Origin of the sequence: Syntrophorhabdus sp. (assembly GCA_012719415.1) — a bacterium.
In the GTDB taxonomy this organism is placed as follows: Bacteria; Desulfobacterota; Syntrophorhabdia; order Syntrophorhabdales; family Syntrophorhabdaceae; genus Delta-02.
Map to the genome: position 1 here is coordinate 1 of JAAYAK010000263.1, position 11,439 is coordinate 11,439.

Sequence of the window (11,439 nt, forward strand, 5' to 3'; positions counted from 1 at the left end):
GGTAGTCGGCGATGTCCTGGTTGGTTATCTTCATTGCTTCCTCGATGGTCTTTCCCTTGAGTATCTCCGTCAGAGCGGACGCGGAGGCGATGGCGCTCGCGCAGCCGAAGGTCTTGAACTTCGCGTCAGCGATCCGTTTGTTCTCATCGAGCTTGAAGCTGAGCTTGAGAGCGTCGCCGCACGCTATCGAACCCACTTCGGCAACACCGTCCGGGTCCTCGATCTCGCCCGCGTTCCTCGGATTGAGAAAATGCTCCCTGACCTTGTCTGTGTATTCCCACATGGCTTGCTCCTTTCTTCCCGGTTTCTGGTGAGGCGGGCCGCTCTTATCTCGCGGGGCACGCGCATATTCTATTCTACCTCTTTTGTTCCTCCTTGCAAAGAGGGGGGTTTTCAGGTGTCCTCATGCGTTCCGGCCGGGCCTGCACAGAACCTTGGACTTGTCATCGATTTTGATGTAATTTAATAGCAGCGATGACGAGAAGAAAACCATTCAGCAACGACCTTTACGTCATCTCATCGTCCGTCAGCGAGTTGAAGAAGGCGGTTGATGACGGTGCCGCCATCGTCCAGCTCCGGGACAAGACGGGCGACGACGCGACGGTCCTCGAAAAGGCCCGGGAGCTTGTGGAATACAGGAAGGTCCGGCCTTTCGTATTCATTCTCAACGACGACCCGGCCCTGGCCGTGAAGGTCGGGGCGGACGGGGTCCATGTGGGCCAGGACATGTCCACCCTGGAAGCCCGCGCCATCGTCGGTGAGGGGATGATCGTCGGCAAGACGACGCACAATCTTGAGCAGGGAAGACAGGCTGTCAGGGACGGCGCCGATTACATATCGACAGGGCCGGTCTACGCCACTCCCACGAAGCCTGGCAGGGCCCCGGTGGGGCTTGGCTATGTGAGGGAGGCGGCGGAGCATCTCGACATCCCCGCCGTCGCCATCGGGGGCATCGATCTTTCCAACATCGACGGTGTGCTGGCCGCCGGTGCGAAGACGATAGGCGTCGTCAGGGCCTCGTCGGATGCGGTGGAATTGCTGAAGAGAATAAAGAAGGCAGTGAAATGAAGATAACAGTCAACGGCAAGACGGTGGAGATCGTCGAAGGTATGGACCTCCACAGGCTTGTCCATTCCGGCAAGGCGGACCCCGGCAGGGTGATCCTTGTCCTCAATGATGGAGTCGTGAAGAGCGACCGATGGTCTCTGACCGTCCTTTCTGAGGGTGACCGGGTTGAACTGGTGTCCTTCGTGGGAGGAGGGTGATATGGATGACAAACTGATCGTGGGCGGAAGGGAGTTCGGGAGCCGTTTCTTTCTGGGCACGGGCAAGTTCGGCGACAAGGAGGCCATGCGCAAGGCCATCGCGAGTTCCGGCTCGGAACTCGTAACGGTGGCGCTTCGCCGGATCGACCTCGACGAGACGGATGAGAGCATCCTCTCCTTCATCCCTGGGGGCACCACGATCATGGTCAACACGTCGGGCGCGCGCAACGCGGCCGAGGCCGTGCGCATCGCTCACATAGCACGGGAGGCCGGATACGGGGACTGGATAAAGATCGAGGTCATAAGCGACAGCCGGTACCTGTTGCCCGACAACCAGGAGACGATAAAGGCGACGAAGACACTTTCGGGAGAAGGCTTCGTCGTGCTGCCCTACATGCATCCCGACCTTTACGTGGCGAAAGCGCTCGTTGACGCGGGGGCGGCCGCCGTCATGCCCCTCGGCTCCCTCATCGGATCGAACCAGGGGCTGAAGATGCGGACCCTGATAGAGGTGCTCATCGAGGAGATCATCGAGGTTCCCATAGTCGTCGACGCGGGCATTGGGCGTCCGTCGCACGCCGCCGAGGCAATGGAGATGGGGGCCGACGCGGTGCTCGCCAACACGGCCGTTGCCGACGCAGAGGACCCGCCGCTCATGGCCGCCGCTTTCGCGCGAGGCGTCGAGGCGGGCAGAATGGCGTACCTGGCAAAGATGGGAAAGGAGAGAAGGGAAGCGGCCGCTTCTTCGCCGCTGACGGGGTTCCTCTATGATGAGTAAGAGCCTCAGCGGGATAGACCTCCTTCACCTGACGATCGATGATATCCGCCGCATATTCTCGGTGGACGACAGGGGACTCCTCGAGGAAATGGCCCATGCGGCGCGCGAGCTGACGAGGCGCCAGTTCGGCCGTACGATCAGTCTCTATGCCCCCCTGTATATAGCGAACTATTGCGAGAACGAGTGTGTCTACTGCGGTTTCCATGCCTCTCAGAAGAGCATGCCGCGGAGCAAGCTCACCATGGAGCAGATAGACAAAGAGTGCGCGGCACTCGCCGCCACGGGGAACCGCAGTGTCCTCATCCTGACGGGTGAATCCCGTTTCCACTCTTCTCCCCAGTACATTCGTGATGCCGTCAGGATCGCGGCGCGCTATTTCTCCTATGTCGCCCTCGAGGTCTATCCTCTCGACGAAGAGGAATACAGTGAGCTCTACCTTGCCGGGGTGGACGGAGTGACGCTGTACCAGGAGACGTACGACCGGGCGCGCTACGATGAACTTCATCTCGCGGGTCCCAAGAAGGTCTATGATTACCGGATCACAGCCCCGGATCGAATAGCCCGAGCCGGGATCAGGCACATATCGATGGGGGCTCTCCTCGGCCTCACGGACTGGCGCAGGGACGTCATCGCGCTTTTCGAGCACGTCCGCAGCCTTGAAAGGAAGTATCCCGGTGTCGAGTTCGGCCTTGCCTTTCCTCGCTTAAGGCGCGTGGCCGACGATATTCACCGGTACCAGGAGGTGTCCGACAGGGACATGCTGAAGATCATGTGCTCCGCCCGGCTTTTCTTCCCCCGCGTGGGGATCAGCATCTCCACCAGGGAGCTTCCTCAGTTCAGGGACCGGATAATAGAGTTCGGCGTCACGAAGATGTCGGCCGGTTCGTCCACGCGCGTGGGGGGATACCTCGAAGGGGAGAACAAATACGAGGATGGCCAGTTCGAGGTCTTCGATCCCCGGAGCTTCGACGAGGTCAAGGCCATGCTCAGGTCAAAGGGCTTCGACCCCGTCGTGACGGACTGGAGAAACATAGTAAACAGCTAGCAAACAGCTTGAGCCGCTTGAACCGTTCAAACCGCTTGAGCGTTGCAGTGCAGGAAAGCGTTCTTCGTCATTCCGGCGAAGGCCGGAATCCAGAAAAAGTGATCGGGGTGGAAGAGCAGTTGCGTTGCGGATCGAGTCCGGGCCGCCCGCTGCAACAAGAACATTCCTCCCTGTAAGGAGCTGGTGTGCCTGTTAGTTCCCGCCTGTTGCAGCCTGTGAGCATGATCGTTCTCACGGGAGGGCCCTGTTCGGGGAAGAGCTCGTCGCTCGCCTATCTTACGGAGAAGCTTTCCGACCACGGATTCATGGTCTTCGTGGTCCCCGAGACGGCGACACTCATCACGGGCAATGGCATCGACAGGCGCAAAATGGACAAACCGGGCCAGATAGTGGTCTTCGAGGAGGCCATCTTCGACATGCAGATGTCTTTCGAGGACACCTACAAACAGGCCGTATCGAGGATATTTCCCGAGCGCAGGAAGGTCATACTCCTCGACAGGGGCATCATGGACATCAGGGCCTTTCTCACCGACGATGTCTTCAACAGCATCCTGAAGAAGAAGGGTCTGACACGGGCCGCGATCCGTCATCGGTACGACGGGGTGATCCATCTCGTCACGGCGGCGGACGGCGCCGCCGAGTATTACACGGGAGAGAACAACTCGGCACGCCTCGAGACACCCGAAGAAGCGCTCCGTATAGATGTAAGGACCAAGGAAAGCTGGCTCGGCCACCCCCGTTTCAAGATCATCGACAACAGCAGTGATTTCGAAGGGAAGATAAAAAGGGCGTATTCGGCAATAGCCCGGTTTCTCGGGATACCCGACGTACCTCCCACGGGGGAGAAATACCTTGTCAGCCACGTCGATCTCGCCGCTCTTCCGGCTCATCAGAGGATCGATATGGAGCAGGTGTACCTTCGCTCGAAGGACAAGAGAGAGGTAACGAGGGTACGCAGGAGGGGGCAGGAGGGGGCCTACTTCCACTTCCTCGCAAGGACGAGGCATGCGGGTACCCGCGGTCTTCCGGTGGAAGAGGAGGAACTCATCCCCGAGCAGGAGTACCAGAGCCTCGCCCGCCTTATGGACCCGAAGACGGAGGTCCTCTCCAGGGAGCGCATATGTTTCCTCTGGAACAACCAGTACTTCGAACTGGACAGGTACAGGGGGAGGCATGAGGGACTCACCATGCTCCTTGCGGAGTCTCCCACCCGGGAGACAGGGATGGCCGCCTCCATGCCACCCTTCGTGACCATCGGGAAAAGGGTGACCGATGATCTGCGTTATGCCGACAGGACGCTCGCCCGGCGAAAGAGCAGTAAGCCCGCCTGAAGACTTATTAGGCTTATATAATGACTACGAAAACGTTCAAGGAGGATATCATAGGCTATATAAAGAACACAAAAATGGTGTCCGGACAAACCCTCCCTGCTGAAACGGTTGCAAGGGCGCGGCAAAACATAGTACCTTTAAGAGCATGACAGCATCACCGGCATCGAAGGGGGTCATCGGCTTCACCACCACGATCCCCGTGGAAATCATTTTCGCCGCGGGATATGAGCCCTGCGACCTGAACAACATCTTCGTCACGGACCCCGACCCGGGGCGCTTCATCGAGCGCGCGGAGCGCGACGGTTTCCCGAAGAGCATGTGCAACTGGGTCAAAGGCATCTACGGGGTCATTATGGAACGCGAGATGACCGGTGTCATCACCGTCATGGAAGGCGATTGCAGCAACACGCAGGCTCTCGCGGAGATCCTTCGCTACCGGGGCATACGGACGATACCCTTTTCCTTTCCCTACGACCGCGACAGGGAAGTGCTTGCACGAGAGATAGAGAAACTGGGCAAAGAGCTGTCCGTTGACGAGGAGTCCCTCGGTGACGTGGAATTGCAGATCGCCGGCGTGAGGGAGAAGCTTTCGGAGATCGATACCATGACGTGGAGCGAACGCAACGTGACGGGGGCGGAGAACCATCTCTGGCTCGTCGGCTCCTCGGACATGCTCGGCAACATGGAGGAATACGGCAAGGCGGCGGATGAGTTCATCCTGAAGGCGCGAAAGAGGGAGAGCCTCCAGGGGATACCTCTCGGATACATGGGTGTGCCCCCGATCGTCACCGACCTCTACGATTTCATAGAAAGCGTGGGGGGGCAGGTCGTCTACAACGAGACACAGCGGCAGTTCGCCCTTCCTTATGAGGCGAAGGACATCGTCGAGAGATACCTTCTCTACACATACCCCTACGGGATATTCGCGCGTCTGAAGGACATAGGCGATGAGATAGCGCGGCGGGGGATTCAGGGTATCATCCATTACGTGCAGGCCTTCTGTTTTAGGGCCATCGAGGACGTCATCCTCCGCGAGACCATTTCCGTTCCCATTCTCACCATCGAGGGAGATTTGCCGAGGCCGCTCGACACGAGAACGAAGATGCGCATCGAAGCGTTCGTGGAAATGCTCGAAGGAATGCGCCGCTGATGAGGTCATGATGCCGGGGGGCAGCCCATCATGATCGAGGAAAGAACAAAACGGTTTCTCGTCAACCGCGGCGGCATCGGTTTTTTCAAGGCCGTCCTTGAATCTTACGAGGACGTTGCCATCTTCTCCGTGATCGACGGGGACCGGGGGCTCATCGAACTCATTTATTCATCCGCTTTTGAGGACGATGTTCGCGGCATAATGGCCGATATGACAAACTACGGTATCACCTTCAGGGAGGTTCCCGATGTTCAATGAAAAAAGGGTGCTCGAGACACTCATGGAGCATTCCGGTGTCTATGCCGACATATATACCGATGAGCGTGTCTACACCCTCATCCAGCTCGAATCGGGCAGGGTGGAGAAACTCGAGAAGGGCGAGGACGCGGGGGTGGGTCTCAGGGTAATTACGCCCTGGAAGAGCTACTACGCCTCCACGAACTCTTTCGATGAAGGCCATCTCGTCGATCTTGCCGGGGAGCTTTCCCGCTATGGGTCAGACCGCTCGGGAACGGCCGCGATCGCCGGGGGCGAACGGGCCGCGGCATATCCCTTTTCCATAAGCAAAGACCCCGGGGGCGTTCCTGTTGAGGAGAAGCTTTCCCTCGTCAGGAATTTCGAGTCCATGGCCCGCAAGATGGAGTCCCGCATCACCCAGATCCGTGTCATGTACCGCGATACCCGCCAGAACGTGAGGATCGCGACCACTGCCGAAGGAATGAAGAATGACAGCCGTGTGCAGGTTGTCCTCACGGTGCTCCTCGTCGGGAGGGACGGCTCGGAGATGCAGACATCTTATGAGGCGGTGGGTGGCTTCCATGGCTTCGAATTCTTCACCGACGAACTCATGGAAGGGCTCGCGCGAAAGACCGTGAGGCGCCTTCAGGGACTTCTCGCGGCCCGCGAGGCGCCCATGGGGATGAAGACCGTCGTCCTCGCCTCCGAGGCGGGCGGCACGATGATCCACGAGGCTGTCGGACATGGTCTGGAGGCCGACCTTGCCATGGAAGGCCTTTCCTGCTACAAGGGGCTTCTCGGCGCCGGCATAGCGTCGCCGCTCGTGAGCGTCGTCGACGACGCCACGCTCCCCCACATGCGGGGGACCTATGCCTTCGACGATGAAGGCTTTCCATCGGAAAGGACGGTCCTCGTTGAAAAAGGTGTCCTCAAAAATTACCTCTTCGATCGCTTTCATGCCATGAAACACTCCATGACGTCCACGGGCAACGGCAGGCGCGAGTCCTACCGTTTCAGACCCATCCCGAGGATGAGCAACACCATGATCCTTCCGGGAAGCGATGACCCCGGAGAGATCCTGGCCTCCGTGGATGACGGCATCCTTGTCGTCAAGATGGGGGGCGGACAGGTGGATACCGTGCGCGGAGACTTTGTCTTCGAGATATCCGAAGGATATATGATCGAGAGAGGCACGGTGGGGCCGATGATAAAGAACGCGACGATGATGGGGAACGGACTCAAGGTCCTCAAGGACATCGACATGGTGGGTACGGACCTGGGGTTCGGGATCGGCACCTGCGGCAAGGACGGTCAGGGCGTCCCCGTGGCCGACGCGCAGCCCACGCTGAGGATACCGGGGATCATCGTCGGGGGCCGCGGCGGGTAGAGATGAAAGACCCGCCGGTCGTTCAGATCCTGAACGACCTCAGCCTTTTCGCCGCTTCGGCTATCTTGTCTTCGGCGATCGTGATGGAGATGCGGAAGTAGCCTTCGCCTTCTTCGCCGAAACCGCTGCCCGGGGTGACGACGATGCCCGTTTCCTCAATGAGTTTCTCGCAGAAATCGGAAGAGGTATATCCCTTCGGCACCCGTGCCCAGATGTAGTAGGTGGCTTTGGGTTTCCTGACATCGATGCCAAGCGTCTTGAAGGCTTCCACCACCATGTCGCGCCGTTTTTCGAGCCTGCTGTTGAGCTCGGCAACGGACGCCTGGCTGCCCGTGAGCGCTTCGATGCCGGCGTGCTGTATGGCCTGAAAGGCGCCGGAGTCGATGTTGGTCTTCAGCTTGCCGAGATTGTATATGCCGTCGGCGCAGCCCACGGCGAAGCCGATCCTCCAGCCGGTCATGCAATAGGTCTTGGAGAGGGAATGGAACTCGAGGCAATGCTTCTTTTCCCTGTCGAATTCGAGGATGCTCTTCGGCCTGTAGCCGTCGTAGGCGATCTCGCTGTACGCGGCGTCGTGGCAGACGAGGATGTCGTACCGTTTCGCGAGCTCCAGCGTCTTCTCGAAGAAGGCGTCGTCGGCGCAGGCCCCGGTGGGGTTGTTCGGGTAGTTGATGAAGAGAAGCTTCGCTTTCTTCAGGATCTCCTCGGGGATGTCCTCGTAGCGGGGGAGGAACCCGTTCTCTTCCTTAAGGGGCATGATGTGGGGCGTTGCTCCGCAGAACATGGTCGCTATCTTGTAGACGGGGTATCCGGGGGAAGGGACAAGGACAACATCGCCTTCCTGTGCATACGCCCAGGGTATGTGGGCGATGCCTTCCTTGGAGCCGATGAGGGTCACCACTTCCGTCGCGGCGTCGAGGTCCACATTGAACCTTCTCTTGTACCATGAGGCCGCCGCCTGGCGGAACTCCAGCATTCCTTCATAGCTGGGATAGCGGTGGTTCTGCGGGTCCCGCGTTGCCTCGAGCATTCTGCTGATTATATTGCCCGGAGTAGGGATATCAGGGTCGCCTATCCCGAAATCGACAAGGTCCATTCCCTTCTGTCTGACCTCCGCCTTCTTCTTGTCTATCCTGGCGAAAAGATAGGGCGGGATCTGTTCCACTCTCGATGCGGGTTTTACCATCTTACAGGCTCCTTCAGGAATCGTTTCAACGCGTTCAGCGCCTTGATGCAGGCTCGCGCCGGCAGTGCCGGATTGGTTAGTTACAACATGTTAGCGGGTGCAATGTAAAGTCTTTTTTGGCTCCGAATTTGTTTGAAAACGTTTTTCCCGATGTGTAAGAATAGAACCACATGAAAAAGGTCCTGGAAGCGCTGCCCGCCGATTTTCCCTTGTCCGAAAAGCCGTACGACGAGATGGCGAGAGAAATGGGGATGTCGGGAGCGGCCCTCATAGATGAGCTTGCGGCGTTGAAGAGAGCCGGTATCATCCGGAGGATAGCCGCCATGGTCGCCCACCGTTCCGTTTCTTATGAAGGCAACGCCATGGTCGTGTGGCGCGTCCCCGAGGGTGAGGTGGAGAAGGTCGGCGCCGTCATGGCGGATTTTGACGAGGTGAGCCACTGCTATGAGCGTGACACCGGCGGATACTGGGACTACAATCTCTACACCATGGTGCACGGCAGGACAAGGGAAGAGTGCCTGGCCATCGTCGGAAAGATGGCGTCCCGATCGGGTATAGGAGATTACCGGATGCTTTTCAGCGTGAGAGAGTTCAAGAAGACATCCTTCGCGGTGAGGAAATGATAAAGACCAGATCGGACGAATACTGTGAGGAGGCGGGAAGGCTCATACCCGGCGGCGTGAACAGCCCCGTAAGGGCTTTCATGTCCGTTCACGACAGACCCTTCTTCGTGAAGAGGGCGAAAGGCTCGCGCCTCTATGACGTCGACGGGAATGCTTTTATCGATTACGTGGCCTCCTGGGGAGCCATCATCCTTGGCCATGCCGATGAGGGGCTGATCGCCGCCGTCACCGAGGCGCTTGAAGAAGGAACGAGCTACGGGGCCTGTCATCCCTACGAGTTGGAGCTCGCGCGTCTCATCACGGAGGCCTTCCCTTCCATAGATCTTCTGCGCCTGACGACATCCGGCACGGAAGCGACGATGAGCGCCCTGAGGCTCGCCCGTGGATACACGGGCAAGAACGGCGTCATCAAGTTCCGCGGCTGCTATCACGGGCACGTGGACAGCCTCCTCGTCAAGGCCGGCTCGGGACTTGCCACCTTCGGCATCCCCGACAGCGCCGGGGTGCCCGCGGACCTGGCGAAGCATACCTATGTGGCCGACTTCAACAGGATCGAAACGGTGGAGCACGTCATGGAGGGCAATGACGACATTGCCTGCGTCATCGTGGAGCCCATCATGGGGAACATGGGCGTCATCCTTCCCGGGGAGGGCTTCCTCAAGGATCTCGAGTCCCTGTGCAGAAAACGCGGTGTTCTTCTCATCTTCGACGAGGTCATATCCGGTTTCCGCGTGGCCTTCGGCGGCGCCCAGCACATCTACGGCATCGACCCCGACATCACCTGTCTCGGCAAGATAATCGGGGGAGGCTTCCCCATAGGGGCCTTCGGCGGGAAGAGACACATAATGGAGCGTCTGGCACCTTTGGGTGACGTGTACCAGGCCGGTACCCTGTCGGGGAACCCCGTTGCCGTGCGGGCCGGCCTGCATGTGCTCAGGGGACTTAGATCTGCCTCGGGTGAGGTCTATCCCCGGTTGGAGAGCGCGGGGCGGACCCTGTCGAATGCGATGGTATCCATCGCCGGCAGGTATGGGATTCCCTACCGCGTGAATTCCACGACAGGCATGTTCACGGGTTTTTTCTCCGAAGCCCCCGTGACGGACTACGACAGCGCGGCCGCGTCGGACAGGAACCTCTACGAGCGGTTCTTCAAGGCCATGCTCGATGAGGGTGTCTTTTTCGCTCCCAGTCAGTTCGAGGCGTCCTTCGTCACGCTGACGCTGGGTCAGGCAGAGATCGAACGAACCGTCGCGGCATGCGAAAAGGTGTTCCGCGATATCGGTTCCGCGCGGCAGAAATAAAGGAGGCTTTCGATGTTGAGTTCTCCGAGGGCGGTCGCTTATATCGACCTTGGGGCCCTCGAGGAAAATTGCCGGTCCATCAGGCAGCGCCTGAACCCCGGCACCGGGCTTCTCGGCGTCGTCAAGGCGGATGCCTACGGGCACGGGGCCCTTGAGGTATCGAAGAGGCTCGAGTCCATCGGCATCGACTACCTGGGGGTGGCAACGGTCGATGAAGGCGTGGACCTCAGGAAGGGGGGGATCGCGACGCCCCTTCTCATCATGAGCGGCGTTTTCTCCTGGGAGGAGATCGAGCCCGTCGTGCGCTACGATCTTACCCCGGTCGTCTACGATGACGCCCTCCTCGGAAGGCTGGCCGCCCTCTCGAAGGAATTCGCGCGGCCGGTCAAGGTGCACGTGAAGTTCGATACAGGCATGGGGCGGCTCGGTTTTAAACCGGCGGAGGCGCCGAGGGTCGCCGCCATCCTCGCGGACGCTCCGGGACTCAAGACGGAAGGTGTCATGACACACTTCCCGTCGCCGGAGGTGCATGACGAGTACGGGCTCTCCCAGGTGAGGACCTTCGCGAAAGTGGTGGACACCGTGAGGGCGGCGGGCCTCGACCCGGCATACGTGCACATGAGCTCGAGCGGCGCCATCGTCACCTATCCCGAGGCCCATTTCTCCCTCGTGCGTGCGGGGATAAGCCTCTATGGTTCCCATCCGTCGCGTTCCCTTGAGGAGGCCCTCCCCTTGAGGCAGGTCATGAAGGTCGTGGCCCGCATCGCCTTCTGCAGGGAGTTTCCGGCCGGGGTCCCCTTGAGCTACGGGAGGACCTACCAGACACCCCGGGACACGAGGATAGCATACATACCCGTTGGCTACTCCGACGGATACCCCCGGTCCCTGTCGAACAAGGGACGGGTCCTCATCAAGAACAGGGAATGCAACATCGTCGGCAGGGTGTGTATGGACTGGACCCTCGCAGACGTGACGGGTCTTGACGGTGTCGAAAGCGGCGACGAGGCGGTCCTCCTCGGCGAAGGCGGCATCGGCGGAACACGCATTTCCGCCAACGAAATGGCCGAACTGGCCGGAACCATCCCCTACGAAATACTCTGCAAGATATCGAGAAGGATCAAACGGGTATACATCTA

General features: G+C 59.4%; 13 protein-coding genes. 11 read left to right on the forward strand and 2 right to left on the reverse strand.

What is annotated here, in order from left to right; genetic code table 11:
* Positions 1 to 283: Fe-S cluster assembly protein NifU (locus tag GXX82_15490; GenBank protein ID NLT24444.1), on the reverse strand; the 283-nt coding region annotated here is incomplete at its 3' end.
* A 191-nt stretch (positions 284 to 474) separates the two neighbouring features.
* Here GXX82_15490 and thiE point away from each other — a divergent pair.
* From thiE to GXX82_15530, 8 genes are all read left to right on the forward strand, one after another.
* Complete coding sequence (gene thiE / locus GXX82_15495) at positions 475 to 1,068, forward strand: thiamine phosphate synthase (GenBank protein NLT24445.1); 594 nt, start codon at positions 475 to 477, stop codon at positions 1,066 to 1,068.
* Positions 1,065 to 1,265, forward strand: a complete 201-nt coding sequence (gene thiS / locus GXX82_15500; protein ID NLT24446.1) for a sulfur carrier protein ThiS — start codon at positions 1,065 to 1,067, stop codon at positions 1,263 to 1,265. Before thiE ends, thiS begins: the two co-directional genes overlap by 4 nt.
* A gap of 1 nt (position 1,266) precedes the next feature.
* Positions 1,267 to 2,043 carry a thiazole synthase gene (locus tag GXX82_15505; GenBank protein NLT24447.1) on the forward strand — a complete coding sequence of 259 codons (777 nt, stop codon included), beginning with the start codon at positions 1,267 to 1,269 and terminating at the stop codon, positions 2,041 to 2,043.
* Positions 2,033 to 3,088 (forward strand): 2-iminoacetate synthase ThiH, encoded by a 1,056-nt coding sequence (gene thiH / locus GXX82_15510; protein NLT24448.1) that lies wholly within the window; start codon positions 2,033 to 2,035, stop codon positions 3,086 to 3,088. The genes GXX82_15505 and thiH overlap by 11 nt, the downstream gene beginning before the upstream one ends.
* Before the next feature lie 185 nt (positions 3,089 to 3,273).
* The gene (locus GXX82_15515; protein NLT24449.1) at positions 3,274 to 4,419 is read left to right on the forward strand and encodes an AAA family ATPase; all 1,146 of its coding nucleotides are present in this window, start codon (positions 3,274 to 3,276) and stop codon (positions 4,417 to 4,419) included.
* Between the two features lie 145 nt (positions 4,420 to 4,564).
* Positions 4,565 to 5,569 (forward strand): 2-hydroxyacyl-CoA dehydratase, encoded by a 1,005-nt coding sequence (locus GXX82_15520; GenBank protein ID NLT24450.1) that lies wholly within the window; start codon positions 4,565 to 4,567, stop codon positions 5,567 to 5,569.
* Positions 5,570 to 5,599: 30 nt separating this feature from the next.
* Complete coding sequence (locus GXX82_15525; GenBank protein ID NLT24451.1) at positions 5,600 to 5,827, forward strand: DUF4911 domain-containing protein; 228 nt, start codon at positions 5,600 to 5,602, stop codon at positions 5,825 to 5,827.
* Positions 5,817 to 7,193 carry a TldD/PmbA family protein gene (locus GXX82_15530; GenBank protein NLT24452.1) on the forward strand — a complete coding sequence of 459 codons (1,377 nt, stop codon included), beginning with the start codon at positions 5,817 to 5,819 and terminating at the stop codon, positions 7,191 to 7,193. Before GXX82_15525 ends, GXX82_15530 begins: the two co-directional genes overlap by 11 nt.
* Before the next feature lie 22 nt (positions 7,194 to 7,215).
* On the opposite strand, the gene GXX82_15535 is transcribed toward GXX82_15530, so the two are convergent.
* A complete protein-coding gene (locus GXX82_15535; GenBank protein NLT24453.1) occupies positions 7,216 to 8,379 on the reverse strand; it encodes an LL-diaminopimelate aminotransferase in 1,164 nt (387 codons plus the stop codon).
* A 170-nt stretch (positions 8,380 to 8,549) separates the two neighbouring features.
* On the opposite strand from GXX82_15535, the gene GXX82_15540 reads away from it, so the two are divergent.
* The 3 genes from GXX82_15540 to alr all read left to right on the forward strand — a co-directional run.
* Entirely contained in the window at positions 8,550 to 9,002 is a 453-nt protein-coding gene (locus GXX82_15540) for an Lrp/AsnC family transcriptional regulator (GenBank protein NLT24454.1), read from the forward strand.
* Complete coding sequence (gene hemL, locus GXX82_15545) at positions 8,999 to 10,303, forward strand: glutamate-1-semialdehyde 2,1-aminomutase (protein NLT24455.1); 1,305 nt, start codon at positions 8,999 to 9,001, stop codon at positions 10,301 to 10,303. The genes GXX82_15540 and hemL overlap by 4 nt, the downstream gene beginning before the upstream one ends.
* A gap of 12 nt (positions 10,304 to 10,315) precedes the next feature.
* Positions 10,316 to 11,439, forward strand: a 1,124-nt coding sequence (alr, locus tag GXX82_15550; GenBank protein ID NLT24456.1) for an alanine racemase, incomplete at its 3' end; no start/stop codon positions are given.

Bases quoted from the DNA above. Each gene is read 5' to 3' on its own strand.
- GXX82_15525 (NLT24451.1), top strand. From the start codon at position 5,600: ATGATCGAGGAAAGAACAAAACGGTTTCTCGTCAACCGCGGCGGCATC.
- thiS (NLT24446.1), top strand. From the start codon at position 1,065: ATGAAGATAACAGTCAACGGCAAGACGGTGGAGATCGTCGAAGGTATG.
- GXX82_15535 (NLT24453.1), bottom strand. From the start codon at position 8,379: ATGGTAAAACCCGCATCGAGAGTGGAACAGATCCCGCCCTATCTTTTC.
- hemL (NLT24455.1), top strand. From the start codon at position 8,999: ATGATAAAGACCAGATCGGACGAATACTGTGAGGAGGCGGGAAGGCTC.
- GXX82_15520 (NLT24450.1), top strand. From the start codon at position 4,565: ATGACAGCATCACCGGCATCGAAGGGGGTCATCGGCTTCACCACCACG.
- GXX82_15530 (NLT24452.1), top strand. From the start codon at position 5,817: ATGTTCAATGAAAAAAGGGTGCTCGAGACACTCATGGAGCATTCCGGT.
- thiE (NLT24445.1), top strand. From the start codon at position 475: ATGACGAGAAGAAAACCATTCAGCAACGACCTTTACGTCATCTCATCG.
- thiH (NLT24448.1), top strand. From the start codon at position 2,033: ATGATGAGTAAGAGCCTCAGCGGGATAGACCTCCTTCACCTGACGATC.
- GXX82_15540 (NLT24454.1), top strand. From the start codon at position 8,550: ATGAAAAAGGTCCTGGAAGCGCTGCCCGCCGATTTTCCCTTGTCCGAA.
- GXX82_15505 (NLT24447.1), top strand. From the start codon at position 1,267: ATGGATGACAAACTGATCGTGGGCGGAAGGGAGTTCGGGAGCCGTTTC.